A 26,765-nucleotide genomic window follows, 5' to 3' on the forward strand; every position below is an offset into this window, starting at 1 on the left:
AGGCGCGACGAACGCCAGCCATAAACGACCGCCTGCTGCATCTTCCGATCTGCCCTCAAAGTTCTGCTTCCGGCTACTGCCGGTGGTAGTCACTGTTCTTCTAGGAGGCAACATGTCGTATCGCGCGTTTTTCGGGGCCATCCTGGCGCTCGGCCTTATTGGTTTCGTCCAGGCCGCACCTCTGCCTCCCGTACCACCCAGCGTCACCGAAGCCGGCATGTTGCGCGCCGGGGTACGTTGCGATCAGCCACCCTATGGCTACCAGGACAGCAACGGTGATTTCGCCGGCGTAGAAGTAGAGATGTCCCGGCAGATCGCCGATTGGGCGCTGGGTTCGCGGGACAAGGTGAGCTTTACCTGTGTCACCGCCGAAAACCGGGTGCCCCAGTTGCTCGGGCGCAAGGTAGACATGCTTATCGCCACCCTCGGGGTAACCCCGGAGCGGCAGCGGGTCATTGACTTCACCATCCCCTACCGCTGGGGTGCAAGCGATGTGTTGGTGCGCAAGGACAGCGGTATCGACACCATTGCCGCGCTACGGGGCAAGACCCTTGCCACCCTCAAGGGCTCGGTGCAGGCCAAGTGGTTCGAAGACTATGAGCCGGAGGTAAAGACGCTGCGCATGAACAGCGCCGCTGACGCGCTGCAGACCTTTCGCCAGGGCCGGGCCGACGCCTACACCCATGATGCTGCGACCCTGGTGGTGGTGACCGCCCATGACGACAGCGTCCGTTTGGTGGGTGAGCCCTTCCAGATATCCGATGCCGCCATTGGCGTGCGCAAGAACGAGACGCAGTGGCGTGACTACCTCAGCGCGGCAGTGACGCGGATGCACGAGGAACACCTGTTCCGGCCGTGGGTGGAGCGGCTGGTCCCGGAGAATATTCGCAGCTACTACCTGAGTGTATTTGAAGAGCCGCGTCCCGAAGAAAGCCACTAGGAGTACGGTGATGGACTTCGACCTGGATTACCTGGTGGCCCAGTGGCCAGCGCTGCTCGACGGCCTGGCGATGACGTTGAAGGTCTCCCTGCTAGCCATCGTGCTGTCGTTGGCAATAGGTGTCGTGGGCGGCGCAGTGAGGTTGTTTCGGGTTCCGCTCATGGCGCAGTTGTCCGCCCTCTATGTCGAATTAATTCGCAATACGCCGATCCTGGTGCAGCTGTTCTTCATCTTCTACGGACTACCCGCGGTAGGCCTGGGCCTATCGCTGTTCTGGTCCGGGGTGCTCTGTCTGTCGCTTTGGGCCGGTGCCTATCAGGTCGAGAACTTGCGTGGCGGCCTGGCCACTGTGGAGCGGGGAATGCGTGAGGCGAGTCTGGCCCTCAATCTCAAGCCCTGGCAGTACTTCTGTCTGATCGCCCTGCCCATCGCCGTGCGCACCGCGTTGCCAGCGGTGCTTAATACGGCCATCTCACTATTGAAGAACTCATCCTATCTGCAGGCCATCGGGTTGGCCGAGTTGACCTTTGTTGCGGTGGATCGCATCGCCACGGATTTTCGCGCGCTGGAGATGTTCAGCGCGATCTGTGTGCTCTACCTGTGCATGGTGGCAGTGCTGGCGCTAGCCACGCAGCGGTTATCCGCTCATTTGCAACGGCCATTCCGGCAGTGAGGTGCCCATGAGTTTCTTTTTGGAAAACTGGAATTTCGTGGTCAAGGGTCTGCTGATGACTCTGCAGCTGGCGCTGGTCGTTTTGCTCTTCACCACCCTGGTCTCGGTTGTGTTTGGTGTACTGGCCACGCTCCCGCAGCGCTGGTTGGGCTGGCTGATCCACGGTTATGTGGAGCTGTTTCGCTCGATCCCGCTAATCGTCAACGTCTTTTTTATCTTCTTCGGCGCGCCGCTGCTCGGACTGGACCTGTCGCCCTTCGCCGCGGTGACCACCGGCCTGACCCTCTGGGGCAGTGCCAATGGCATCGAGATAGTTCGTGGTGGTTTGGAGGCAGTGCCTCGGCATCAATGGAAGAGTGCCTGGGCGCTAGGTTTGCCACGTTGGCGCATCTACTTGCACATCATAGGTCCGCAATCTCTCAAGGCCATTTTGCCGGCCTATACCGGGCTGCTCACCCTACTGGTCCAGGCTACCTCCCTCGGAGCTCTGGTCGGAGTCGGCGAGTTCCTGAAGACCGGTCAGACCCTGATCGAGCGTACCACCATGATGACGGGCGCCAGTCCTGCCTTCACCGTCTACGGCACGGTGCTGCTCGTCTATTTCATCATCTGCTCATTGCTCAGCTGGCTCAGTCGCTACCTTGAGCGCCGTCTGGGTCGTCCGCTGGTCCGTAACCCGTCCTAGAGAGGCATCCCATGCAAGAATCCAAGGTTAGTCGTCGTCTCCGGGAGGCCACTGCGCCCGAGGTCTGCGAATTCATCTATGCCCCGCGCCTGGCCGGCTTCGCCGAGGGCTTTCCCTACCTAGGCGACGTCAACAAGGCCCATGTGGTAATGCTAGCCGAGCAAGGGCTGATTGACCGCGCCCAGGCTGCGGCCTTGGCCCGCGGCATTCTGGAGCTGGAGACCGCAGGTCCTGCGGCGGTGCACCTAGATCCATTGCGCGAGGATGCCTACTTCAATTACGAGGCCGCGCTGATCGAGCGCCTTGGGGCGGACATCGGTGGTCGCCTGCACATCGGCCGCAGCCGTAACGACATCCTTGCCACGCTTGACCGATTGCGGGCTCGGGATGTGCTCGCCGAGGTATTGGAAACGTTGCAAGAGGTCCGGACGACCGCCCTCCAGAGAGCCGAGCGCTATGCCAATACGGTGATGCCGGGGCATACCCACCTGCAGCCGGCGCAGCCGATCACCTATGGCTTCTATCTGGCCGGTGTGGCACAGGCGCTGGAGCGGGACAGCCTGCGCCTGGCCGCAACCCTCGACAGCATGAATCAGAGTCCTCTGGGCGCGGCTGCCTTTGCCGGCACCCCTTTCGCTATCGACCGAGCGCGTACGGCTGAGCTGCTGGGCTTCGATGGCTACCTGGACAATGCCCTGGACGCCGTTGCCTCGCGCGACTTCATCCTCGAAGGACTATCGCATCTAAGCCTATTGGCGGTGTTCTGGAGTCGAATAGCTCAGGACTACTTTGTCTGGGCTACTCATGAATTCGGCCTGATCGAATTTCCCGACAGCGTCGCCGGTACCTCCAGCATCATGCCGCAGAAGAAGAATCCGGTAGTGCTGGAATACCTCAAGGGCCGGAGCGGGCACATTGCCGGACTGCTGATGGCCGCCACCATGACGGTCAAGGGCACGCACTTTAGCCACAGCGGCGACGCTAATCGTGAAGGCACCCGTGGCTTCTGGGAGGCGGCGGAAGAAACCCTCCGCTGTCTGCGGCTCCTGGATTTGGTGTTGCGTACCGCACAACCCGATGGGGTACGTGGTTTGGAGCGCAGTGCCCTAGACTTCTCCACTGCCACGGGGTTGGCCGACCTCATCGTACGTGAAGGAGGGCTTTCGTTCCGCGAAGCACACCATGTCGTAGGGGCCGTGGTACGTCAGGCGCTGGATGCGGGGCTACCAGCTCACGCCATCGACAGTGACATGCTCGACCAGGCCGCCCAGGCGGTAATCGGACGTTCGTTGGGACTAGATGCCACCCGAGTCGGCGAGAGTCTGGATCCCACTGCCAACGTCGCCTCGCGCCAATCCCCTGGAGGCCCGGGCGCACCGGCGCTGGCGCGCACTTTGGTAGCCGCTAGGGCGCGTCTGACCCTGGAACAGGAACGTCAGCAGAATCGCCGCGCACGCCAGGCGCAGAGCCAGACGCGCCTCAATGCCAGTCTGCGGGCGCTGACCCAGTGAGGACGCTGCTGAGGGTACGTGGCTTGAGCAAGAGCTTCGGCGCACAGCCGATCGTCCGCGGGGTGGACCTCGATGTTGCTGCGGGTGAGGTGGTTGTGGTGATAGGTCCGAGCGGCTCTGGAAAGTCGACATTCATCCGCTGTCTCAACAGCTTGGAACAGCCATCAGCCGGTACCGTGGAGCTTGACGGTGTACCAGTTCATGCCGGCGACCGCCGTGCCTTGGCAACGTTGCGACAGAAAGTAGGGATGGTGTTCCAGGACTACACCTTGTTCCCGCATCTCTCGGTGCTACGCAACCTGACCTTGGCGCCGGTCAAGTTGGGGCGGCTGAGCGCTGCCGAAGCCAATCGTCAGGCCCGAGCATTACTGGAGAGAGTAGGGCTAGCGCACAAGGCTGATGCCTATCCGGCCGAGCTCTCAGGTGGCCAGCAGCAGCGGGTGGCTATCGTTCGAGCATTAGCCCTGCAGCCGCAACTCCTGCTGTTCGACGAGCCGACCTCGGCGCTTGATCCGGAAACGGTCAACGAGGTACTGGCGATCATGAAAGATCTGGCCCGTGAGGGCATGACCATGGTCGTGGTAACCCACGAGATGGGCTTTGCCCGCGAGGTAGCGGACCGCGTGTTGTTTTTTGACGGTGGCCGCATCCTGGAGAGCGGCGCACCGGCGCAGCTATTTGGCGCGCCGCAAGAGCCGCGTACCCAGCAGTTCCTTGCGAATGTGCTGCACTAGTAGCCCGTCATCTCCAGATAGCCCATCCCCTTGGCACTGCCCTCCACGCCCACCGGGCCTTCCCAGTAGGGCGTGCCCAGGGCCATCCAGGCGTCGGGATTGACGGCAGCGATGCGCAGGTCGATGTTCTGCGCGGGAAGGACGATGGACCAGCGTACCGGCACCTCGCGTCCGGCAACCGAGTGGGTAGCCTGGGGTGTGAGGCGGATGTCGCCTGGCTGCAGAGGCTGGTTGTGGCCGTTGGCGGCGATCAGGTTGCCGAACAGGTAATGCTGGCCATCAGCCTGGCGCAGGCGATAGAGCATCAGCTGGCGACCGTCGTCCAGGTGCAGGGAAAACCAGTCCCAGCCGAGCTGGTCCGCGGCCAGGTGCTGGCTGCTCCATTCGCGATCGAGCCAGGCCTGGCCCTTGACCGGGATGCGTCGCCCCTCGATCTCCAGTTCGCCCTGCGCCTGGAAGAAGGGTTGGCTGTAATAGTAGGACGCCTGGCCGCTGGCGGATTTGCGACTCACGCCGCCTTCGCCCTGGAGCACCAGCGGGCCGGTCGCCGCGAGATCTAGTCGGTAGGCAAAGCCCGGACCTTGGGCCTGGACCTGCGCCTGTCCGGCCAGGTCCCCTGTCAGACTCCAGTTATCGATCCAGGCAGAAAAGGGTGCGGCGGTGACACCGGCCTGGCCGATGCCGCCACGCCCCTGGGTCTGGACAGAGAACTGCCGCGTTTCGGTGGTGAGACCGGCGTGGCCCAGCCAGAGATTGCCGTTGCGCCAGCCAGGCTGATTGGCGCCGGGCCTCAAGGCGCTGCGAAACAGCGTCCACTGGGCGCCATAGTGACGTCCTTCGGCGTCGCTGAGGTTGGCCGTGACGTACCACCATTCGATGCGGAAATCCGGATGAGCACCATGATCGGCCGGAAAGCTGAAGACCTTGCCGGGCACCACGGCTGCGAAGTTCTCGCTGCCCTGGCCAAGGCCGGCGAAGCCGTTGCCAGCCTGCTTTTCATCACAGCCGGTAAGCAGCAGGAGTGCGACCAGCAGGACCCTAGTGTTCATTACCGAGTTCTCGCAGCAGATCCAGGGGTTGACTGCGCTGCAGGCGCAACAGCGGCCAGGCAGCGGCCAGCAGCGTGGCCACCAGGGCGATCGCGGACAACGCCAGCAACTGCCCGGGAAAGACCTGCAGCGGCAGGCGCCAGCCAAAGGCCTGGACGTTCACCACGGCGACCAGACACCAGGCGAGCAGGATGCCCAGGGGGATGGCGAGGGCCAGGGTCAGGAGCGCAAGGCCCAGCAACTGCCCCAGACTGAGCAGGATCAGCCGCGGACGTTCGATGCCCAGCGCCCAGAGCGGCGCGAGTTGACCGAGGCGCCTTTGTGCCTGGCCGAGCAGGGCGATGAACAGGGCCAGACCGGCCACTGCCAGGGTCAGGGCATTGAGGGCGGCGGTGGCGCTGAAGGTGCGTTCGAAGACCTGGTCGGCATAACGGCGCAGCTGGCCCTGGTCGATAGAGCGACTGGCGTCCAGGCCGAAGCGCTGCTGCAGACCTGCTCGCAAGGCCTCCACCTGGTTGGGTGCCATGCGAATGACGATGCGGACCAGGGCGGCGTCTGGCCATAGCGCCCGCAGACGCGCCTGGGACAGCAGCAGATGTCCGCGGGGATTGCCGTAGTCGGCGTAGGTGGCGAGTACGGGGGCGGACCAGCGTTCCTGGCTGCCCAGCAGTTCGACAGGCTGTCCCTTGGCTAACTGAAGGTGCCGGGCCAGTTGTTCGCTGAGCATCACCCCCTCGCCCGCGAAGAAGGGCGTCCAGGCGTCGCCACCGGCATCGAGCAGTGGCCAGTGCTCGCGATAGAGGTCAGCGTCCACCACACCACTCAGGGTAGTCGGCAGGCCCTGCAGTCTGGTCTCCAGCTCGTACACCGGCAGCACGGCGCGCACGCTGGGCTGCCGGGGCAGCCAGTCGAGCAGGGCGGCTGCCTCCTTGGCGTCCGCTGGGCGCAGATAGAGTTCGGCGGCCAGGCGCTGATCGAGCCAGCCGTCGAAGGTGCGACGAAAGCCCTCGGTCATGCTGCCGGCGCCGACGTTTGCCGCCAGGGCCAGGAGCAGCGCCATCAAGGCCTGGGACAGCCCCGGTAGCTGTTGCCGGGCATCGGCCAGGAACCAGCGTGCCAGTGGTCGACGGGCCCGTTTGAGCGACAGGTCCAGCAAGGCGCTCAGCAGGGGTGGCAACGCCAGGGCAGCCGCCAGCAGGAGGCAGCCGAGCAAGGCGAGGCCACTGGCCAGGCTGTTGCCTCCCAGCAGAAGACCCAGCGCCACCAGCCCTACCAGCACAGCGGCCAGGGCCTGGCGTCGGAGCCAGCGGCCGTGGGCCGCGCGCCAGGCTTCGCCCTGGGCGAGCGCCAGCAAGGGCAGGCGTGCCGCACGCCAGAGACCATCGGCGCCCGCCAGCAGGGCACCGCCCAGGCTGAGGCCGAGGCCCGCCAGCCACCAGGCCGGGCTCAGGGTCAGGGTGCCGGCGACTTCGGCGCCATAGAGCCCGCGCAAGCTGGCCGCTACGTCCGGCAGCAGCAGAGCGGCCAGGGCGTAGCCACTGGCCACGCCCAGGGCGCCCGCCACCAGGGCGATGAGCGCAAGTTCCAGGGTCAGTGCCAGGACCAGGGTCGCGGCCGACAGCCCGCAGGCCCGCAGCGTGCGCAGCAGCGAGCGCCGTTGTTCCAGGGCCAGGCCGGTTGCCGCGTGGACGATGAACAACCCTACGGCGAAGGCCAGCAGGCCAAGCGCCAGCAGGTTGAGGTGGAAGCTGTCGGTCAACCGATCCAGCTCGGCGCCCTGGTCGTTTTCCACCCGTTGCAGTGGCTCGCCGTCGAGCGTGGGCAACTCGCGCTGGAAGGCTTTCGGCAGGATCAGCCGGGAGAGCTGCTCGGGAGCCTCCAGCAGGCGTTGCGCCTGACCGATATCTACTACCAGGGTGCCAGGTGCCATCCCAGGGCGGGGCTGAAGGGGCGGCAGGGCCAGACCGTCCGCCCGGTGCAGCACCTCGTTGGCCTGAAGGTGCCATTCACGCAAGGTTTCCGGCGCGACCCAGGTGGCACCCGCCGGACTGAGAAAGTCGAAGAGCGCCTCGGGTGGGGCGCTGGCCGCGACGCCCTGGTCGCTGGGCAGGGTAACCGGTTCTAGGCCCAGCAGCGGCACTGGGCGGTCGTGCCCGGCCAGTGCCAGGCGACCCTGTAGCACGGGAGATACCGGCCAGCCCTGGCGACGCAGCTCGACGAACAGCGATTGGGGAAAGTGCTTACCGTCGCGGGTCTCCAGGCTGGACTGATCGGCGCCGAATAACGCGCTAGCCTGGGCATAGCTCTGTCGGGCCTGGGCGTTGAGTGCCAGCACCCCGATCAATAGGGTGGTTGCGAGCCAGAGTCCTGCCAGCAGTCCGACGAGCTGCAGGGGATGCCGCCGCCAGTGGCTGACCAGGCTGTGCAGACTCCAATAGAGCAGCCTCATGCTGGGGGCACGGTGACGCCGCCGAGGCGACCCCGTTCCAAGTGCAGGGTGCGATCGAGATGACCGGCGATGCGCGCGCTGTGGGTGACCATCAGCAGGCTGCTGCCGGTTTCGCCCACCAGCTCCAGCATCAGCGCCAGGGCCTGGTCGCCGCTCGCCTCGTCCAGGTTGCCGGTGGGTTCATCGGCCAGCAGCAGCGGCGGGCGCGATGCCAGGGCGCGGCCCAGGGCCACGCGTTGCTGCTGTCCACCGGACAGTTGCTCGGGGTAGCGATCCAGCAGGTCGGCCAGACCCAGGCGCTCGGCCAGCTCGGCCTGCCAATGGGCATCCTGGCGACCGGCCAGCCTTGCCTGGAAGGCGAGGTTATCGGCCACCGTCAGGCTGGCGATGAGGTTGAATTGTTGGAAGATCAGGCCGATGCCCTCGCGGCGCCAGGCGGCCAGGGCTCTTTCGTTGAGGCTGGAAAGCACCTGGCCATTAGCCTTGATACGACCGCGGTCAGAACGGTCCAAGCCGGCGACCAGGTGCAGCAGGGTGCTCTTGCCACTGCCGGATTCGCCCATCAGCGCCAGGCTGGCACCCCGGGCCAGGCTGAGATCCACGCCACGTAGCACCGGCAATGGGCCCTGGGGGGTTGGATAACTCTTGTGCAGATCGGTGATGGTCAGCATCGCGCCTCCAGCGCCGGTCGTGGTCTGCAATCGACCGGACGTGGGCGGCGACGTTCAGCGTGGCTAGCGACGTTTGGTTTTGACCTTGCCGGCTTTTTCATCTTCCTCGCGCTGCAGGCGCTCGCACTTGCGCACCATGGTGAGGTAGTACACGGCGCTGCCGGCGAACAGAATGATGGGCAGGGCCATGGACATCTCCAGCAGGCTGCCCGGGAAGGCGCTGGGTACCCAGTGGTGATAGAGCAGGATGCCGATCGCCAGCAGCACCGAGTACAGCAGGCCGTAGCCCGCGGCCTTGCGCGATTCGCGAGCGAGGTCGAGGGGCGGACGGTTCAGATCGTTGGGCTCGAACATGGAGGTCTCTGGCAGGCACGGAAGAAGGCGTTAGTTTAACGCCTGGACTCGCGCCGGTCGCCACTGCTCGGGCGCCTTGGACAAGACGTCGCAGGGGCTGCCTGCCGCTTGTTCACGCGATGTTCAGGCAGACCTAAGCTTGAAATCTTATCCTTTGCAGCCATTTAGAGGCCTGGCGATGGCAAGCGAGCAGGTCTCCTTGTAAGCTCGATCAGGTTTTTGAAACGCGCACGATGCGCACGGATAAGGAATCAACATGAAACAGTATCGGTTGGCAGCAGCAGTGGCCCTGGTGGGTCTGGTTCTGAGCGGCTGCGACTCCAAGCCCAAGGTCGAGCTGGAAAGCCCGGCCCAGAAGGCGTCCTACGGCATCGGCCTGAACATGGGCAAGAGCCTGGCTCAGGAAGGTATCGATGACCTGGATCCCAAGGCCGTCGCCCTGGGTATCGAAGACGCGGTAGGCAAGAAGGATCAGAAGCTGACCGATCAGCAGCTCACCGAGGCCTTCGCCGCCCTGCAGAAGCGTGCCGAAGAGAAGATGACCAAGGTCAGCGAGGACAACGCCAAGGCCGGTAAGAAATTCCTCGAAGAAAACGGCAAGAAGCCTGGCGTGGTCACCACCGCCTCCGGCCTGCAGTACGAAGTGGTCAAGAAGGGCGATGGCCCGCAGCCCAAGCCCACCGACGTGGTCACCGTGCACTACGAGGGCAAGCTGGTCGACGGCACCGTGTTCGACAGCTCCATCAAGCGTGGCACCCCGATCGACCTGCCGGTCAACGGCGTGATCCCGGGCTGGGTTGAGGCGCTGCAACTGATGCATGTCGGTGAGAAGGTCAAGCTGTACATCCCCTCCGAGCTGGCCTACGGCGCCCAGAGCCCGAGCCCGGCGATTCCGGCCAACTCCGTGCTGGTATTCGACCTGGAACTGCTGGGCATCAAGGACGCCGCCGCCGCGGACGCCGAAGACGCTCCGGCCGCTCCGGCTGCCGATGCTCCGGCTGCTGCCGAAAAGGCTCCGGCCAAGAAGTAAGCTGCTGCCGCTCCGCCAAACGCCCTGCTTGCAGGGCGTTTTACATTGGGCGCCGGGAAACCCTGAGGCGGCGGCGCGATCAAAGTTGAGGTGCGAAGCCTTGTGCCAAACAGGCCCCTGCCCAACGTCGTCTCCTGCCAGAGGTGTCCATGAAGCCGCCGAAGAATTTTGATCGCTATCTTGGTATCGCCCAACGGCTGCTGGTCCGTGGCCGACTGCCGGCCCTGTTGCTGGGGGTGGCACGCAAGACCAGCAAGCGTGGCCTCAAGCTGGGCGAGGCACGCGATACCCTGAGCCTGTTCCATCAGCTGCTGCTGGCCTGGTGGCGTGGTCAGTATCGCGGGGTCAGTCGCAAGACGCTGCTGACCGTCGCTGGCGGTCTGGTCTACTTCCTGTTGCCCATCGACCTGATTCCCGACTGGGTGCCCATGTTCGGGCTGCTCGACGACCTCGCCGTCCTCGCCTGGATCGGCAAGGCCTGCAGTGATGAGCTGGACGGCTTTCGTGCCTGGCGCGCCAACCGTACCGCGAGCCAGCAGGCTGCCCTGGCGGCGTTGCCCGACAAGCATGAGCGACCAGCGGCAGGTGTCGCCCTCGATCAGCTGCGGGACTGAACGGGTTGAGCGTACGGATCAGTCGCCAGCACTGGCTGGCCTTGCTGGACGAACTGGAGAGTGCGCGGCGTAGCCGTAGCCTGCTGACCTATCGCTCGGTGATCGAGCGGCTGGGCCTGCCCCAGCCGGCGATGGTGACCCTGACGACCGCCCTGGAATACCTGGCCGCCCTGGACCGTCGCGAAGGGCGCCCCTTGCGCAGTGCCCTGGTGGTGAGCCAGAGCGGCACCCGCATCCCTCGTGAAGGCTTCTTCGACTGTGCAATGCGACTAGGCGCCCTGGAAGGCTCGCCACCGGTGACCGATGCGGTCAGCTGGCACGCGGCGGAAGTAACCCGGGTATTCGAACTCCACTATCCCGATCATCGCCAGGAATAGGCGTCAGGCGCGCATCAGGTGCAGGCTGTAGCCGGGAACCAGTTTGGCATTGCGCTTGGCTTCCGAGGCCAGACCAGCCAGCCCGCTGGCGTCCACCCGCTTGCCGGCGTCCTTGTCCAGCTCCACCACGCCAAGCGATAACGACAGCAGCGGATACTCCCGCCGGCGACCGTCCCGGTCGTACGCCAGGAAGCAGCCGGCCTCCAGGTGTTCGCTGCGATAGAAGTGGCGGCAGCGTTCCTGGAAGGCTGCCATCAGGCCATTGAGCCGCTGCCGCCAGTCCGTCGAGCCCAACACCACCAGGAAGTCGTCGCCGCCGATATGGCCGACGAAATCCTGCTGTGGGTCCAGGCGCTCGGAAAGGGTCTGCGCCAGGCAAAGCAGCACCTCGTCACCCTTGGCATAGCCATAGAGGTCGTTGAAGGGCTTGAAGCCGTCGATGTCGACATAGCACACGACGGCTTCACGCTGCTGATCCAGCAGGCGGGTCAGGCATTGCTGGATGGGCACGTTGCCCGGCAGCTGGGTCAAGGGGTTGGCGTGTTTGGCCTGCTGGATACGCTGCTCGGTGATCAAGCGCAAGACATCCATCACCCGGCCGACGCCGACATAGCGACCACCCTCGGTGATGATGAAGTCTTCTTCGATCCGCTGGCGGGCGCGGGTGGTGAGCAGGCGGCTGACCTGTTGCAGCGACTGGGTGCTCTCGCTGGCGAGGAAGTCCTGGCTCATCAGCCGGGCGATGGGTTTGCGGGCGAACACCTCGTGGGCGAAGGGTTTGAGCAGCGCCGAGCTCAGTTCGTGGTGATGAACGATGCCCACCGGGCGGTCATCGCTATCCACCACCGCCAGGGTATTGAGGCTGGGTTGCAGGCGAAAGCGCTCCAGCACGTCGGGGATCAGCATGTCCTCACCCACGGCGACCTGTTCCACCCTGAGGCTGGCTACAGTGGTCGATTCCTCGGCGAGGTCCGGGCTGCGGGTGATCATGACCGGTAACAGGGTCTGAATTTCACGGGGTGGCGTCGCGGTTGGGCGACCCAGCAGGTAACCCTGCACCAGATCGACGCCCATGTTCGCCAGGGTGGACAGCTCTTCGTGGGTTTCGATGCCTTCGGCGATCACCTTGGCCCGGGAGACCTCGGCCATCTTCAGGATGGAGCCGACGAACTCGCGTTTCACCTTGTCGCGATGGATGGACTCGATGAAGTGCCGATCGATCTTGACGAAGTCCGGACGCAATTCCGACCAGCGCCTGAGGCTGGAGTAGCCGGCACCCAGGTCGTCGAGGGCGATGGAGAAGCCCATGGCGCGGTAGTGGTGCAGGGCGGTGGCCAGCAGCGCGAAGTCGTCGATGGGCGCCTGTTCGGTCAGTTCGATCACCACCTGGGCGGGGGAGAGTCCGAGGCGCTGCAGCAGCTTGAGGGTCTGGCCGGACTGGTGCGCCGGCTCCAGCAGGGTTTCCGGGCAGACATTGAGAAACAGCAGACCGTCCAGCGCCAGTTCGCGAAAGCTCTGGCAGGACTGGTGACGCGCGGCGATTTCCAGCTCGGAGAGCCGACCGGCCTGGCGGGCGGTGGCATAGAGCGGCAGGGGTGAGTGCAGGGGCGTATTGGAAGCTCCCCGGATGAGGGCTTCATAGCCCAGGATGCGTCGTTCGCTCAAGGACACTATGGGTTGAAAGAGCGAATGCAACTCGCGGTTGGCGAGAATGCGATCCAACACTCCAGCCTGGTCGTTAAGCGTCATGGTAAGCCTGCAAGAACCCGAAAACGAAAATGCCCGGGGGTCGCACTTGGCGACCCCCGGGCATTTCACGACAGAGATATGACGCTTTGATGTCAGCGCTTGGGCGGCGTCTTGCTCAGGTCCAGATAGTCCAGCAGCACGTGACCGGATTCCATCAGGTAGGCGTCATCCTGGGGCTTGGTCTTGTCGTCATCGATCGCCGGATTGTCTTCGTCGATCTTCTTCAGCTCCTTGAGCGGGGCTTCACCCTTGCCCTTGCGTCGCTCGTTTTCCATGGCCAGCTGGCGATTATCCAGCGCGGTCTGTTCGGCGCGACGCTTCTGCTCGTTGAGGCTGACGGTGGTGTCCGCCGCCAGCTCCTGGGCCAGCTTGAGCCGTTCCCGGGCGAAGATGAAATCCGGATCCTTCTGTATCCGCACGTCATGGCGCTTGACCAGGTCCGGCAGGTAGTTGGCGAAGGGGTTGCTCAGGCCGGTTACCGCTGGGGCGATGGTGTCCCAGGGCATGGAATCGGGCAGGGCGCTCTCGCCGATCTGCTTGGTGTCCACCACTGCCGGGTAGTCGATGTCCGGCAGGACGCCCTGGTGCTGGGTGCTCTGGCCGGAAACGCGATAGAACTTGGCGATGGTCAGTTTCAGCTCGCCGTGGTTGAGCGGCTGGATGGTCTGCACGGTGCCCTTGCCGAAGGTCTGGCCGCCGACGATCAGGGCGCGGTGATAGTCCTGCATGGCGCCGGCGAAGATCTCCGAGGCCGAAGCGGACAGGCGATTGACCAGCACGGTCAGCGGGCCCTTGTAGAAGGCGCCACCTTCGTCATCGGCCAGCACCTCGACCTTGCCGTCGCCATTGCGTACCAGCACGGTGGGGCCCTGGTCGATGAACAGGCCGGTCAGCTCGGTGGCTTCCTGCAGGGAGCCACCGCCGTTGTTGCGCAGGTCCAGGACGATGCCGTCGACCTTTTCCTTCTGCAGTTCGCCGATGAGCTTCTTCACGTCACGCGTGGTGCTCTTGTAGTTCGGGTCGCCAGCGCGATAGGCCTTGAAGTCCAGGTAGAAGGCCGGCACGTCGATCACGCCGAGCTTGTAGTGCTTGCCCTCGTGGGGCACGTCGATGACGTGCTTCTGGGCAGCCTGCTCTTCGAGCTTGACCGCTTCGCGGGTAATGGCGACCACCTTGGTCTTCTGGTCGTTCGGCGCGTTGCTCGCCGGGATGATCTCCAGCCGCACCTTGGAGCCCTTGGGCCCGCGGATCAGCTTGACCACTTCGTCCAGGCGCCAGCCGACCACGTCGACCATTTCACCATCGCCCTGGGCGACGCCGACGATCTTGTCCGCCGGAGCGATCTGCTTGGACTTGTCCGCCGGGCCAGCCGGCACCAGACGCAGGATCTGCACGTAGTCGTTGTCGTTTTGCAGCACCGCACCGATGCCTTCCAGCGACAGACTCATGTTGATGTCGAAGTTTTCCGCGCTTTCCGGCGAGAGGTACTGGGTATGCGGATCATAGGACTCGGCGAAGGCGTTGATGTAGGTCTGGAAGACGTCTTCGCTACGGGTCTGGTTGAGGCGCGCCAGCTGATTCTTGTACCTCTTGGTCAGCTGCTGCTGGATCTGCTGATCGGTCTTGCCGGACAGGCGCAGGCGCAGGACTTCGTCCTTGAGCTTGCGATGCCAGAGATCGTCCAGCGCGGCGGTATCCGCCGGCCAGGCAGCCTTTTCGCGATTGGTGTCGAAGGACTCGTCGGCGGTGAAGTCGAGCTTGCCGATGCCGGCGTTGAGCAGGCCCAGACCATAGTTCAGCCGCTCGGTCATGCGCTGGGCGTAACGACGGTAGATGGCGAAGCCCGGTTCGAGATTGCCCTGCTTGAGGTAATCATCGAAGCGCGTGCGCGCCGCATCGAATTCGCGAATGTCGGCCGCATTGAAATACAGCCGGCCGGGATCAAGCATCTTCAGATAGCTGTCGTAGATCTTGATCGACTGAGCATCGTTGAGCGGCGGCTTGCTGTAATGATGACGCTTGAGCAGTTCGACGATGTTGAGGCTGGCGATCACCTGATCACGGTCGGGTTGCAGCTTCTCGGCGCCAACCGGCGCGTTGGGCTTGGCGAAGAGGGGCGTTGCGCTGACGCCAAGCAGGACAACGAGGGCGGTACGGGACAAGAGCTGCTTCATGTGTATTCGACTAATGCACGGAAAGGAATAGGCTATAGGCCCCACCCGGCCCGGGCGGTTCCGCGGCCAGGGGACATATGACAGGCACTGACGAAAGTCGTCTGGCGGCGGTCAGCGCGAGAGATAGAGGCGATAGGAAGGGATGGCTGTGACAGCCCCGCATCTTCCGGTCCGCTCGACTCACGCAGAACCCGTCGATGCAGGCGCTTTTCGTCAAAGCCTGAGCCACTATGGAGGCACCGTGAACGCATTGCAAGGTATCGAAGGGCAACTGGAATGGCAGTCACTGAGCGCTCGCGCTCTGGCGCCTGGGGAAATTCGCATCAAGGTCGCAGCCGCAGGTCTCAACCGCGCCGACCTGTTGCAGCTGGCCGGTAACTATCCGCCGCCGCCCGGTGCGCCGGCCACCCTGGGCCTGGAATGCGCCGGGGTGGTCAGCGAGACGACCGCGGATTCGCGCTGGCAGGTCGGTGACCGCGTTTGCGCGCTCCTCGCCGGGGGCGGCATGGCCAGCGAAGTGGTTGTGGACGGGCGCCAGGCCGCCTCCGTACCGGAAGGCCTGTCGCTGATCGAGGCGGCGGCACTGCCCGAAGTCTGGGCGACCGCCTGGAGCAATCTGTTCGATCTGGCCGCGCTTCAGCCGGGCGAGAAGGTGCTGCTGCACGCCGGTGCCAGCGGCGTTGGTTCGGCCGCCATCCAGCTGTGCAAGGCCTTCGGTAATCCCTGCTGGGTCAGTGTCGGCTCGCAGGATCGTCTGGCCCACTGCGAGCGTCTTGGCGCCGAGGGCGGGGTGCTGCGCAAGACCGATCTGGAGGGGCTGCGTGATTTCGCGCCCTTCCACGTCATCCTCGATCCGGTCGGGGCCAACTATGCATCGCTCAACCTGGATCTGCTGGGTCAGGATGGGCGCTGGGTGCTGATCGGCCTCATGGGCGGTCGCCAGGCCGAAATGGATCTGGGCAAGGTGCTCGGCAAGCGCATCCGCATCATCGGCTCGACCCTGCGCAACCGCTCGGTCGAATTCAAGGCCAAGACCATGAGATCGCTGGAAGCCAAGGTCTGGCCGTTGTTCGCCGAAGGCAAGTTGAACGTCAACCTGGAACGTCGCTTCACCGCCCAGAACGCCGAAGCCGCCTTTGCCGCCCTGGAAAGCAACGAGGTGAACGGCAAGGTGGTGCTGGTGCTGGACGAAGGGTTGGAGTGATGCCCACCTAAAGTGATCGCGGCCATGGCGGCCTGCTGCTCCTAAGGAAGCCTCGTCTCCCGTAGGAGCGGTTCATGGCCGAGAAGTCTCGTAGCGTGGAAAACCGCGCCGCGTTTTCCACTATGCCTTCGGCGCGCCAGACTCGTGGATAAGGCTGCGCCGTTATCCACTCTACGAGATTCACGCCCTTGTAGGAGCGGCCCATGGCCGCGATATCTCGTAGCGTGGAAAACCGCGTCGCATTTTCCACTATGCCTTCGGCACGCCGGATTCGTGGATAAGGCTGCGCTGTTATCCACCCTACGAAATCCAAGCCCTTGTAGGAGCGGCCCATGGCCGCGATATCTCGTAGCCTGGAAAACCGGGCCGCATTTTCCACTATGCCTTCGGCGCGCCAGGCTCGTGGATAAGGCGGCGCCGTTATCCACCCTACGAGATTTACGCCTTTGTAGTAGCGGCCCATGGCCGCGATATCTTGTAGCCTGGAAAACCGCGCCGCGTTTTCCACTATGTCTTCGGCGCGCCAGACTCGGGGATAAGGCTGCGCCGTTATCCACTCTCCCGGTTAGACCTACCGCCAGCTGAGGATCGGCCAGCCGGCCTGTTCGGCTCTTTCGCGCAACACCGGATCCGGATTCACCACATGCGGTTTGCCGACCGCTTCGAGCAGCGGCAGGTCGTTTCGCGAGTCGGAATAGAAGCTGGCATTGGTCAGCAGACTGCGGTCGCCGTCCAGGGCTTCCAGCAGGCGGGTCAGCTTGCCTTCCCGGTAGGTCATGACGCCTTCCACCTGGCCGCTGTAGACGCCATGGCTGACCTGCAAGTCGATGGCCAGTACCTCCTCCACCCCCAGCCGCTCGGCGATGGGCTCCACCAGATGCACCCCGGAAGCCGAGACGATCATCACCCGGTCGCCGGCAGCGCGGTGCGCGGCGATGCACTTCATGGCATCGCTGAAGATCAGGGGTTCGATGACGTCCTCGACCCAGGGCCCGACCTCGAAATCCACTTCCTCGGGCGTACGGCCTACCAGGGGTTCGAGGTGGAAGGCCATGTAGTCCTCCATGGCCAGTTCGCCTTGGGCGTAGGCGGTCATCAGCTCGGTGTCGCGTCGTACGAAGGACTCGCGGTCGACCCAGCCGAGCACGCCCATCTGCTGGCTCCAGAGGCTCGAGCAGTCACCATCGATAAGGGTTTCGTCGAGATCGAAAATCGCCAGGGTCATGCCACTTCTCTCAGGCTGTCGGATTCGACGGTCAGGGTGACGGCTGTACCGTTCGGCTGCAAGGCCGTCGGACCGTGGTTGAGCACATCGACATTGAGTTCGCAGGCTTCGGTGGCGACCCGGTAGCGGATCACGTTGCCCAGCAGGCTGTGGCCGACGATACGTCCGGCAAAGCCACCGGGGATGCCCAGGCGAATGGCCTCGGGACGAATGGCGACCTGTCCCTGGAAGGTCTGACCGAACAGCCGGCTGGCCTGATCGGCACTGAGCAGGTTGTAGTTGCCAATGAAGCCGGCGGCGAAGGCATCCACCGGTGCGGTGTAGAGCGTCTCGGCATCGCCGCTCTGGACGATGCGCCCCTCGCGCATGAGCACGATGCGATCGGACAGGGTGAGGGCCTCTTCCTGGTCATGGGTGACGAACACCGTGGTCAGCCCCAGCTCCTGCTGAATGGCGCGGATCTGCTCGCGCAGGTGGCGGCGGATACGCGCATCCAGCGCCGAGAGCGGTTCGTCCAGGAGCAGCAGGCGCGGTCGCACGATCAGCGAGCGTGCCAGGGCCACACGTTGGCATTGCCCACCGGAAAGCTGGTGCGGATAACGCGCGGCGAAGCCTTCCAGTTCCACCAGCGTCAGGGCCTCCACGACCCGCTCGCGAACTTCGTCGCGCGCCAGCCGTTGCATGCGCAGGCCGAAGGCGACGTTCTGCTCCACGGTCATGTTGGGGAACAGGGCGTAGCTCTGGAACACCATGGCGATGCCGCGACGTTGCGGTGGCAGCTTGGTGATGTCCTGGCCGGCCAGCACGATGGCACCGCGGTCGACCTCGGTGAGGCCGGCCAGGCAGCGCAGCAGGGTGGACTTGCCGCAGCCGGAGGGGCCGAGGAGGGTGACGAGTTCGCCCTGTTCGGCGTGGAACTCGATGTCGGTGAACAGGGTGTTGGCGCCGTAGCGCTTGTGCAGTCCCTTGACCGCGAGATAACTCATGTCCGCTCCCGATTCAGGCGATTGGCGATCCAGGTCATTAGCAGCACCGCGAAGAAGTAGGAGATGACCAGGGCGCTGGTGAGGTGGCCGCTGCCGTTGCGCAGGTTGTAGAGGTAGATCTGCAACGTCTCGTAGCGCGTCCCCACCAGCAGGTTGGCGAAGACGAATTCGCCGATGAGAAAGGAGAACGACAGGAACAGCGCCACCATCAGCCCGGTACGCAGATTGGGCAGTACCACCAGCAGGGCCGCGCGCCAGGAACTGGCGCCAAGCAGGTGGGCGGCGTCCATCAGGTCACGCAGGTTGAGCGCCTGGAGGTTGTTGCTGATGGCCCGGTACATGAAGGGCAGGGCGATGGTGAAATAGCAGAACACCAGAATCCAGGGCGTGCCGGTCAGCGGCAGTGGGCCCCCGGCATAGAGTTGCAGCAGCCCCACCGCCGAGACCACCGGAGGTACCGCGAAGGGCAGCAGGATCAGCACGTTCATCAGCGCATCCAGCCGCGGGAAGTGGTAGGCGATGGCGAACATGGCGGGCAGGATCAGTACGCAGGACAGCGCCAGGGCGCCAAAGCAGATCGCCAGGGAACGGCCGAAGGCGGCGAGAAAGCGCGGATCGCTCCACAGCTGCAGGTACCACTTGAACGTGAAGCCGGCCGGCAGCAGGGTCGCCGACCACTGGGTGGCGAGCGAGTAGACCAGCGTCGCGGCCAGGGGCGCGAACAGGATCAGGAACAGCAGCCAGACCACCAGGCGATGATAGAGGCGCTCAGCTCTGGACATGACGACTCCGCCTTAGCAGCCACTGGTGGACGAGGGTGATCAGGGTCATGAAGGCCACGAGCAGCATGGCCAGCGCCGCGGCCAGGTTGGGTTCCAGATAGATATCGCCGGAAACCAGGGCGGCGATGCGCACCGGCACCACGTTGAAGTTGCCGACGGTGAGGGCGTAGACGGTGGCGTAGGCGCCCAGGGCATTGGCCAGCAGGATGATGAAGGTGCCCACCAGCGCCGGACTGAGCACCGGCAGGCCGATGTGCCGCCAGTATTGCCAGGTGCCGGCGCCAAGCAGTGCCGCCGCATCGCGCCAGTCCTGCTTCAGGGCCTCGAAGGCCGGGAACAGCAGCAACACGCCCAGGGGAATCTGGAAGTAGGTGTAGATGAGGATCAGGCCGCCCTTGGTGTAGAGGTTGAAGCTTTCCATCAGCCCCAGTTGCTTGAGTGCCAGGGTCAGGCAGCCGTTGATGCCCAGCAGGATGATGAAGGCGAAGGCCAGCGGTACCCCGGCGAAGTTGCTGGTCATGTTGGTGAAGGCCACCACGAAGCCACGCAGTCGCGAGTCCACGCGGGTCAGCGAATAGGCGCCGAGCAGGGCGATAAGCAGGCCGCAGACGCTGGACCAGAGCGAGATTTCCAGGGAGAAGCGGATGGCCTGCAGGTAGAAGGGCGAGCTAAGAATCTCGCCGTAGTTGCCCAGGCCCCAGCCGCTTTCGCTGGAGTTGAAGCTGTTGAAGGCGATCCAGGCCAGGGGCGCCAGTTGGAAGGCGCCGAACACCAGCAAGAACGGCAGAATCAACAGCAGGGCGAGCCAGGGCCGCTTCATGCCAGCAGCTCCCGGCACAATGGCTTGTCGTGAGCCAGGCCCAGCAAGCTGCACACCGTTCCGCAGATCTCCACCTGCCGCGGCGTGGCCTCGCCCAGGGAGAAGCCTTCGCCGAACACGAACAGCGGAACCTCGCGTTCTTCCGGTAGCGTCCCGCCATGGCTACGGTCGTCGTTCATGCCGTGATCGGCAGTCACCAGCACCTGGTAGCCAGCATCGAGCCAGGCAGGCAGATAGTGTGACAACAGGCCATCGGCGCGGCGCGCGGCATTGCGGTATTCGGGGCTGGAGAGACCGTGCTTGTGGCCCGCGTCGTCGATGTTCATCGGATGCACCAGCAGGATGTCCGGGGCATGGGCGAGGCGCAGGTGCTCGGCGTCGTCGAACAGGTGGGAATCCGGGTAGTGGTCGGCGTAGTAGAAGTGGCCGTACTGGATCGGCAGGCTGCTGTCGCTGACGTGCCTGTCCCGGCCCGGCTCGAAGGGGCTGCGATTGTAGAGTTCGCTGACCCAGTGGTAAGCCGCCGCCGCGGTGGTGAGACCGGCAGCCTGCGCCAGATGGAACAGGCTGGTTTCTGTCGAGAGCCGACTGACCCCGTTGTGGACGATGCCGCTGCTCACCGGTGGCACCCCGGTGAGCAGGCATTCGTAGAGCGGCCTGGAGAGCGAAGGCAACTCGCACTCCAGGCGGTAGAGGCGACCCCGGCCGGCCAGGCACAGCGCCTGAAGGAAGCCGAGTCCGTGTTCGGCGACCCTCAGGGCGAGTCCGTCCAGTACGACCAGGATGACCTTCATGACGTCACTGCTGCATGTTGATCAGGACATGTTCCTGCCAGAGCCGTGGCAGGCGCTTGGAAGTCTCTTCCCAGGCCTTGGCGTCGGTGATGGGGCGCGCCTTGGCGTATTGCGCCTGGGGCAGCAGCTTGGCCTGGACCTCCGCCGGCAGGGTCAGGTGCTCGGCGCGGATCGGTCGGGCATAGCCCTCGGCCAGGTTGATCTGGCCCGCGTCGGAGAAGATGTACTCACGGGCCAGCTTGGCGGCATTGGGGTGCTTGGCGTACTTGTTGATGATGGTGGTGTAGCCGGAGGTCACCGAGCCGTCGGAAGGGATCAGCACCTCGAAGCGCGAGCGGTCGATCTGGTCCCGGTAGTTCAGGGCATTGAAGTCCCAGACCACGCCCACCTCTACCTCGCCTTTCTCGATGTTGGCCACCACCGGGTTGGTGAAGGACAGACGGCCCTGCTTGGCCAGCTTGGCGAAGAAATCCAGCGCCGGCTTGATGTTCTTTTCGTCGCCGCCGTTGGCGTAGGCCGCGGCCAGCACGCCGCTCACCGCCTGGGAGGCGGCACTTACGTCACCGATGGTGACCTTGTAGTTGCCCTTGAGCAGATCGGCCCAGGAGTGAGGCACGTCCTTGACGGTCTGCTTGTTGACGATGAAGGCGATGGTGCCGGTGTAGGCCAGCGCCCAGTGCCCGTCGCTGTCCTTGGCCCAGCTCGGCACCTGGTCCCAGGTGCTCGGCTTGTAGGGCTGGGTAACGCCCTTCTGCACGGCGATGGGGCCGAAGGAAGCACCGACGTCACCGATGTCGGCGGAGGCGTTCTCGCCTTCGGCGGCGAACTTGGCGATTTCCTGGGCGGAGCTCATGTCGGTGTCCTGATGCTTGAGCCCGTACTTCTGCGCAAGATCCTGCCAGGTCCCTTTCCAGTTCGCCCAGGTATCGGGCATGCCGACGCTGTTCACCTCGCCTTCCTTGCGGGCAGCGGCTTCGAGGGTTTTGAGATCGGCGGTATCGGCGAAGGCGGTACCGGCCTGTACCGCAACGGCTGTGGCCAACAAGGAAGCAAGCAGACGGGTCATACGGGCGCTCCAGGTGTTAGGGCTTGGTCTAGGTCAGCAAGACACAGGCCAATCTAGGACCCCGGTATGACGATTTGATGGCAATACGCCTTGTTCCGGCGCTGGCACGGGGGCTGCAGTCGTCACCAAGCGGTCATCTGGCCGTCCTAGTCTCCTGGCAAACCCTAGTCGAGGCGCTCCGGGTGCACCAATCCGAAACTGGTCTAGTCCAAAAAAGCGCGCCCGGTGCGGGCGCCATCCGCCGGGCGCTGCAGGAGCAGATCGCCCATGGCTTGCTGCCGGCCATGGAGCGGTTGCCGTCCGAGCGCCAGCTGAGCGAACTCTTCGCCACCACCCGCATCACCCTGCGCGAGGCCTTGCTACAGCTGGAAGCCCTGGGCCTGATCTACCGCGAGGAGCGCCGTGGCTGGTTCGTCGCGCCGCCGCGCCTGGCCTATAACCCCCTGGCGCGCACTCATTTTCACGCCATGGTCGAAGCCCAGGGTCGCCGACCGGCTACCGAGGTATTGGCCGCGCGACAGCTGCTGGCGTCCGCGGAGGTCTGTCGCCTGCTGGAGTTGCCGGCGCTGTCCAGCGTCTATCAGATCCGGCGAGTAAGGCGCATCGATGGCCGCCTGGTGCTCTATGTCGAGCACTATCTCAATGCCGCCTATTTCCCTGGACTGCTGGAGCATGATCTGCAGCGCTCCCTCACCGAGCTGTACCGCGATCGCTATGACATCCGCTACGGCGAGGTGCGTTTCGAGATCCTGCCCACGGCGCTGCTGCCGGAAGCCGCCCAGGCCCTGCGGGTGGCGCAGGGCAGTCCGGCACTGCACATCACCCGCATCAACCATGACCACCAGGGAAGGCTGATCGACTGCGACCTGGAATTCTGGCGTCACGACGCCATCCAGGTCAGGGTCGAGGTGCCAGACTAGCCCTGACTCAGAGCGGCAACTCGGAGCTGGCGTAAAAGGCCGTCAGCACCTTGATCAGGTAACCCAGGTCGCGGCTGCCAGCGAGTTCACGGATGGAGTGCATGGCGAAGGTGGGCAGGCCGATGTCCACGGTGCGCACCCCCAGCTGGCCGGCGGTGATGGGGCCGATGGTGGAGCCGCAACCCATGTCGCTGCGCACCACGAAGCTCTGCACCGGTACCTCTTCGCGCTGGCAGAGGTCGCGGAAGAAGGCGGCGGTTTCGCTGCTGGTGGCGTAGCGCTGGTTGGCATTCACCTTGATCACCGGGCCGGCGTTCAGTCGCGGGCCGTGGTTGCCATCGTGCTTGTCGGCATAGTTGGGGTGTACGCCATGGGCATTGTCGGCCGAGATCAGCAGGGAGCGCTGCAGGGTACGCGTGAAGGCGTCTCCTGCGGGCAATAGGCGTTGCAGTACCTGCTCCAGGAAGGGACCGTCGGCGCCGCAGCATGAGGTGGAACCCACTTCCTCATGATCGGTGCAGACCAGCACGGCATTCTCGTCACCTTCGCTCGCCAGCAGGGCCTCGAGGCCGGCATGGCACGATAGAAGGTTGTCCAGGCGGGCTGCCGCGATGAAGTCGTCGTCCAGGCCGATGAGGGCGGCAGGTTGAACGTCATAGAAGCTCAGCTCGAAATCCAGCACCTCGGCATCATCAATGCCGTGCTCCTGCTTCAAGCGAGCGGCTAGCAGGGCGCGGAAGTCACGGCGTTCGCCGGCAGGGACCTGCGCCAGGATCGGCGGCAGTTCGTTCTGGGCGTTGATGGCCCAGCCCTGGTTGGCCTCGCGGTTGAGGTGGATGGCCAGGTTGGGAATGATCGCCAGCGGCTTGCGGAAATCAACCAGTCGACTTCGGACCCGGCCCCCGGTGCGGAAGGTCACCCGTCCGGCCAGCGACAGGTCGCGGTCGAACCAGGGCGCCATGAGCATGCCGCCATAGACCTCGACTCCCAGTTGCCAGAAGCCCTGCCGCTGCAACTCCGGCTGCGGCTTGACCTTGAGACAGGGGCTGTCGGTATGGGCGCCAACCAGGCGCAGACCGCGCTCCAGCGGCTGGCTGCCCAGGCGCACGGCGATCAGGGAGGAGTCGTTGCGGGTGACGTAGTAGCGTCCACCCGGTTGCACGGACCAGCTTTCGCGCTCGTCCAGGCGCTTATAGCCGGCCGCTTCGAGGCGGCTGGCGAGGCTGGCGGTAGCATGGAAGGGGGTAGGAGAGCTGGCGAGAAAATCGATGAGGCCTTGGATCTGATCGGTACGCATGGACGACTCCGGACGACAAGGCGTCCAGTCTAGGTTCTGGACCCGGGGGAGTCGAGCGCAGCGCCCAGGCGCCGAGAGCAGGTCGCTCAGCGTCGCCGCAGGACCAGATGGTGAATGTGCCAGTGCTTGGGCCGCCCGATTGGGGTGTGGCCGTCCTCTTCCTCTTCAAGCTGCAGGAGGACCTCCCAGCCGTGCAGCAGCTGCTGCAGTTCGGCGGCCTTTACGACCGTCACGCCCTTGCTGGCCCAGCTGTCCCGTTCACCGAACAGTTGACCGCAGAAGAGACCGCCCGGGCGCACCGCGGCGCTGATCCGTGCCCAGAGGTCAGGGAAGCGCGCCGGTTCGCAAAAGGGCAGGGCGAAGCTGGCATTGATGAGGTCGCCGCGTGGGAGCTCGACGGTTTCGAGTTGCGCCTGCCGGGTTTCCAGACGTGCCTGCCACGAATCCGATATTCGCTGCCGCAGTAGGCCCAGGGCTTCGGCCTCGGCATCCACGGCGTGCACCTGCCAGCCTTGTTCCAGCAGGACGAAGGTATCGCGGCCGGTGCCGCAGCCCAGGTCCAGTGCGATCCCGGGTGGGGCAGTCCAGCTGGCCAGCGCCTGCAGCAGGGTCTCGCGCGGACCGCCGTTGGCGGTGGCAGTGTAATAGGACGTCCAGGGGGACATGGGGCGCTCCTCAGGTGAGCGCACAGTATGCCAGTGACAGCGGGGGTCAGAAGGGGGCGGGACTGGTGAAGCTCATGCGCTCGCCCGAGACGGGATGGGTCAATGCCAGCAGGCTGGCGTGCAGGCAAAGGCGCGGTTGGGCGGAAAGGGCATCGCCCCGGGCATAGAGCTGATCGCCCAGCAGTGGGTGTCCGATGCTCAGCATATGGACCCGCAGCTGATGCGACCGTCCGGTGATAGGAGTGAGCTCCACCCGGCTGTAATGACCATGGCGTTCCAGCACCTGCCAGAAGGTCAGGGCGTGACGTCCCAGTTCGTGATCCACCACGTGGCGCGGCTTGGTCGGCGGGTCGTAGCGCAGCGGTAATTCGATGCGGCCGCTGTTGGCGTCCGGCTCGCCCCAGCACAGGGCGGTATAAGCCTTTTCCGTCTCGCGATCATGGAACTGCCGCGACAGTTCGCGATGACTGTCGGCATCCCGCGCCAGTACGATGACACCGGAGGTTTCCCAGTCCAGGCGGTGGACGATGCGCGCCTCGGGATAGCCGTTTTCCTGCAGGCGGGTCACCAGGCAGTCGCGGTTGTCTTCGGCACGACCAGGGACCGACAGCAGCAGGGTGGGCTTGTCGACCACCAGCAGGGCGTTGTCCTGGTGAATGATGCGGATGTTGGAGAGAGGCATGGGATTCCTAGAGGCCTGGCTTCGAATCCTGCGTCCGCTTGGCAGATGCCAGGAATTCGACATGGCTTAAACGCCAACGGCGGCCCTGGGGCCGCCGCTGTCCTGCCTGGTTCGCGTTAGCGGTCGGGCAGGGTGATGTTGAGTTCGAGGATGGAGCAGCTGCCCTGGTTTTCCAGCTCTACCTGGATCTGGTCCTGCTCGATCGGCACGTACTTGCGGATCACTTCCAGCAGGTCCTTCTGCAGCTGCGGCAGATAGTCCGGCTGCTCGTGGCGACCACGCTCGTGGGCCACGATGATCTGTAGCCGTTCCTTGGCTATCGAAGCGCTGTTCTGCTTCTTCCGGTCGCGAAAGAAGTCGAAGATGTTCATTCGGCACCACCCCCGAACAGACGTTGCAGGAAGCCTTTCTTCTTCACGTCGAGGAAGCGATAGGCCACTTCCTTGCCGAGCAGTCGCTCCACGGTATCACTGTAAGCCTGACCGGCGTCGCTCTGTTCGTCGAGAATCACCGGAATGCCCTGGTTCGAGGCCTTGAGCACCGCCTGGGATTCGGGGATCACGCCGAGCAGGCGAATGGACAGGATCTCTTCCACGTCCTCGACGCCAAGCATCTCGCCCTTGGTGACGCGCTCGGGGTTGTAGCGGGTCAGCAGCAGGTGCTCCTTGATGGCTTCCTCGCCCTTTTCGGCGCGGCGCGATTTGCTGGCCAGCAGGCCGAGCATGCGGTCGGAGTCACGCACCGAGGAGACCTCGGGGTTGGTGACCACGATGGCCTCGTCGGCGAAGTACATCGCCAGGTGGGCACCCTTCTCGATCCCGGCGGGGGAGTCGCAGACGATGAAGTCGAAGGTCTGCTTGAGTTCGTTGATCACGCGCTCGACGCCGTCCTGGGTCAGGGCGTCCTTGTCGCGGGTCTGGCTGGCAGCCAGCACGAACAGGTTTTCGAGACGCTTGTCCTTGATCAGGGCCTGGCTCAGGGTGGCTTCGTTGTTGATCACGTTGACGAAGTCATACACCACCCGGCGCTCGCAACCCATGATCAGGTCGAGGTTACGCAGGCCAACGTCGAAGTCGACGATGACGGTCTTGTGGCCGCGCAGAGCGAGACCGGTACCGATGGCAGCGCTGCTGGTGGTCTTGCCGACGCCGCCCTTGCCGGAGGTGACTACGAGTACTTTGGCCAAACTGATTCACCTTGATCGAAAGTAATAACTGAAGCGACTCGGTGCCCTCGGTGACGAGATTGCAGGCAGTGTCGCGCTTCGTATTGCCCTTGGCGGTTTAGGCGCCAATTGCGAAAAATTCGCGAAAT

27 protein-coding genes are annotated in these 26,765 nt (G+C 64.4%); 10 read left to right on the forward strand and 17 right to left on the reverse strand.

What is annotated here, in order from left to right; all coding sequences use genetic code 11:
- Positions 1-112 precede the first annotated feature (112 nt).
- The 5 genes from APT59_RS08730 to APT59_RS08750 are packed head-to-tail and all read left to right on the forward strand — an operon-like array spanning position 113 to position 4,543.
- Positions 113-940 (forward strand): transporter substrate-binding domain-containing protein, encoded by an 828-nt coding sequence (locus APT59_RS08730; RefSeq protein ID WP_059314486.1) that lies wholly within the window; start codon positions 113-115, stop codon positions 938-940.
- A gap of 10 nt (positions 941-950) precedes the next feature.
- Positions 951-1,613 (forward strand): amino acid ABC transporter permease, encoded by a 663-nt coding sequence (locus APT59_RS08735; protein WP_059314487.1) that lies wholly within the window; start codon positions 951-953, stop codon positions 1,611-1,613.
- A gap of 7 nt (positions 1,614-1,620) precedes the next feature.
- Complete coding sequence (locus tag APT59_RS08740; protein ID WP_059314488.1) at positions 1,621-2,298, forward strand: amino acid ABC transporter permease; 678 nt, start codon at positions 1,621-1,623, stop codon at positions 2,296-2,298.
- 11 nt (positions 2,299-2,309) lie between these two features.
- Positions 2,310-3,809 carry an argininosuccinate lyase gene (gene argH, locus APT59_RS08745; protein ID WP_059314489.1) on the forward strand — a complete coding sequence of 500 codons (1,500 nt, stop codon included), beginning with the start codon at positions 2,310-2,312 and terminating at the stop codon, positions 3,807-3,809.
- A gap of 5 nt (positions 3,810-3,814) precedes the next feature.
- Positions 3,815-4,543, forward strand: coding sequence for an amino acid ABC transporter ATP-binding protein (locus APT59_RS08750; protein WP_059316856.1), 729 nt, complete (start codon positions 3,815-3,817; stop codon positions 4,541-4,543).
- Here APT59_RS08750 and APT59_RS08755 read toward each other — a convergent pair.
- The 4 genes from APT59_RS08755 to APT59_RS08770 form a co-directional block, all read right to left on the reverse strand.
- Complete coding sequence (locus tag APT59_RS08755; RefSeq protein WP_059314490.1) at positions 4,540-5,592, reverse strand: lipocalin-like domain-containing protein; 1,053 nt, start codon at positions 5,590-5,592, stop codon at positions 4,540-4,542. The two genes, APT59_RS08750 and APT59_RS08755, sit on opposite strands and share 4 nt — an antisense overlap.
- The gene (locus tag APT59_RS08760) at positions 5,582-8,041 is read right to left on the reverse strand and encodes an FtsX-like permease family protein (RefSeq protein ID WP_059314491.1); all 2,460 of its coding nucleotides are present in this window, start codon (positions 8,039-8,041) and stop codon (positions 5,582-5,584) included. Before APT59_RS08760 ends, APT59_RS08755 begins: the two co-directional genes overlap by 11 nt.
- Positions 8,038-8,712 (reverse strand): ABC transporter ATP-binding protein, encoded by a 675-nt coding sequence (locus APT59_RS08765; protein ID WP_059314492.1) that lies wholly within the window; start codon positions 8,710-8,712, stop codon positions 8,038-8,040. Before APT59_RS08765 ends, APT59_RS08760 begins: the two co-directional genes overlap by 4 nt.
- Before the next feature lie 63 nt (positions 8,713-8,775).
- Positions 8,776-9,066: a hypothetical protein gene (locus APT59_RS08770; protein WP_059314493.1), complete on the reverse strand. Its 291-nt coding sequence runs from the start codon at positions 9,064-9,066 to the stop codon at positions 8,776-8,778.
- Positions 9,067-9,322: 256 nt separating this feature from the next.
- Between APT59_RS08770 and APT59_RS08775 the strand changes: the two genes are divergently transcribed.
- The 3 genes from APT59_RS08775 (at position 9,323) to APT59_RS08785 (ending at position 11,087) form a co-directional block, all read left to right on the forward strand.
- Complete coding sequence (locus APT59_RS08775; protein WP_059314494.1) at positions 9,323-10,096, forward strand: FKBP-type peptidyl-prolyl cis-trans isomerase; 774 nt, start codon at positions 9,323-9,325, stop codon at positions 10,094-10,096.
- A 149-nt stretch (positions 10,097-10,245) separates the two neighbouring features.
- Positions 10,246-10,710 (forward strand): YkvA family protein, encoded by a 465-nt coding sequence (locus APT59_RS08780; protein ID WP_059314495.1) that lies wholly within the window; start codon positions 10,246-10,248, stop codon positions 10,708-10,710.
- A gap of 5 nt (positions 10,711-10,715) precedes the next feature.
- Entirely contained in the window at positions 10,716-11,087 is a 372-nt protein-coding gene (locus tag APT59_RS08785) for a hypothetical protein (RefSeq protein WP_059314496.1), read from the forward strand.
- Between the two features lie 3 nt (positions 11,088-11,090).
- Here the strand turns inward: APT59_RS08785 and APT59_RS08790 are convergent, their stop codons facing one another.
- Both APT59_RS08790 and APT59_RS08795 read right to left on the reverse strand, forming a co-directional pair.
- Entirely contained in the window at positions 11,091-12,836 is a 1,746-nt protein-coding gene (locus tag APT59_RS08790; protein WP_059314497.1) for a bifunctional diguanylate cyclase/phosphodiesterase, read from the reverse strand.
- A 92-nt stretch (positions 12,837-12,928) separates the two neighbouring features.
- On the reverse strand, positions 12,929-15,010 hold the full coding sequence (locus APT59_RS08795) for a carboxy terminal-processing peptidase (protein ID WP_059314498.1): 2,082 nt from the start codon (positions 15,008-15,010) through the stop codon (positions 12,929-12,931).
- A 241-nt stretch (positions 15,011-15,251) separates the two neighbouring features.
- Between APT59_RS08795 and APT59_RS08800 the strand changes: the two genes are divergently transcribed.
- A complete protein-coding gene (locus APT59_RS08800; protein ID WP_059314499.1) occupies positions 15,252-16,214 on the forward strand; it encodes an NAD(P)H-quinone oxidoreductase in 963 nt (320 codons plus the stop codon).
- A gap of 571 nt (positions 16,215-16,785) precedes the next feature.
- Here APT59_RS08800 and APT59_RS08805 read toward each other — a convergent pair.
- From APT59_RS08805 to APT59_RS08830, 6 genes are read right to left on the reverse strand one after another with little or no spacing between them, the layout of a single operon-like run.
- Positions 16,786-17,439, reverse strand: coding sequence for an HAD family hydrolase (locus APT59_RS08805; protein WP_059314500.1), 654 nt, complete (start codon positions 17,437-17,439; stop codon positions 16,786-16,788).
- Positions 17,436-18,425, reverse strand: coding sequence for an ABC transporter ATP-binding protein (locus APT59_RS08810; protein ID WP_059314501.1), 990 nt, complete (start codon positions 18,423-18,425; stop codon positions 17,436-17,438). Before APT59_RS08810 ends, APT59_RS08805 begins: the two co-directional genes overlap by 4 nt.
- Positions 18,422-19,207: an ABC transporter permease gene (locus APT59_RS08815; protein WP_059314502.1), complete on the reverse strand. Its 786-nt coding sequence runs from the start codon at positions 19,205-19,207 to the stop codon at positions 18,422-18,424. Before APT59_RS08815 ends, APT59_RS08810 begins: the two co-directional genes overlap by 4 nt.
- Complete coding sequence (locus APT59_RS08820) at positions 19,194-20,027, reverse strand: ABC transporter permease (protein WP_059314503.1); 834 nt, start codon at positions 20,025-20,027, stop codon at positions 19,194-19,196. Before APT59_RS08820 ends, APT59_RS08815 begins: the two co-directional genes overlap by 14 nt.
- Entirely contained in the window at positions 20,024-20,821 is a 798-nt protein-coding gene (locus tag APT59_RS08825) for an alkaline phosphatase family protein (protein WP_059314504.1), read from the reverse strand. The genes APT59_RS08820 and APT59_RS08825 overlap by 4 nt, the downstream gene beginning before the upstream one ends.
- 4 nt (positions 20,822-20,825) lie before the next feature.
- Entirely contained in the window at positions 20,826-21,887 is a 1,062-nt protein-coding gene (locus APT59_RS08830; RefSeq protein WP_059314505.1) for an ABC transporter substrate-binding protein, read from the reverse strand.
- Positions 21,888-22,069: 182 nt separating this feature from the next.
- On the opposite strand from APT59_RS08830, the gene APT59_RS08835 reads away from it, so the two are divergent.
- Positions 22,070-22,807, forward strand: a complete 738-nt coding sequence (locus APT59_RS08835; protein ID WP_059314506.1) for a UTRA domain-containing protein — start codon at positions 22,070-22,072, stop codon at positions 22,805-22,807.
- 7 nt (positions 22,808-22,814) lie between these two features.
- Here the strand turns inward: APT59_RS08835 and APT59_RS08840 are convergent, their stop codons facing one another.
- The 5 genes from APT59_RS08840 to minD form a co-directional block, all read right to left on the reverse strand.
- Complete coding sequence (locus tag APT59_RS08840) at positions 22,815-24,104, reverse strand: M18 family aminopeptidase (RefSeq protein WP_059314507.1); 1,290 nt, start codon at positions 24,102-24,104, stop codon at positions 22,815-22,817.
- An 86-nt stretch (positions 24,105-24,190) separates the two neighbouring features.
- Positions 24,191-24,769: a class I SAM-dependent methyltransferase gene (locus APT59_RS08845; protein WP_059314508.1), complete on the reverse strand. Its 579-nt coding sequence runs from the start codon at positions 24,767-24,769 to the stop codon at positions 24,191-24,193.
- A 46-nt stretch (positions 24,770-24,815) separates the two neighbouring features.
- Positions 24,816-25,451, reverse strand: a complete 636-nt coding sequence (locus APT59_RS08850; RefSeq protein ID WP_059314509.1) for an RluA family pseudouridine synthase — start codon at positions 25,449-25,451, stop codon at positions 24,816-24,818.
- Positions 25,452-25,567: 116 nt separating this feature from the next.
- Positions 25,568-25,822 carry a cell division topological specificity factor MinE gene (gene minE, locus APT59_RS08855; protein ID WP_017642793.1) on the reverse strand — a complete coding sequence of 85 codons (255 nt, stop codon included), beginning with the start codon at positions 25,820-25,822 and terminating at the stop codon, positions 25,568-25,570.
- Positions 25,819-26,637 carry a septum site-determining protein MinD gene (gene minD, locus APT59_RS08860; RefSeq protein ID WP_017642794.1) on the reverse strand — a complete coding sequence of 273 codons (819 nt, stop codon included), beginning with the start codon at positions 26,635-26,637 and terminating at the stop codon, positions 25,819-25,821. Before minD ends, minE begins: the two co-directional genes overlap by 4 nt.
- Between the last annotated feature and the right edge of the window lie 128 nt (positions 26,638-26,765).

The organism is Pseudomonas oryzihabitans (genome assembly GCF_001518815.1).
Classification (GTDB): Bacteria; Pseudomonadota; Gammaproteobacteria; order Pseudomonadales; family Pseudomonadaceae; genus Chryseomonas; species Chryseomonas oryzihabitans_E.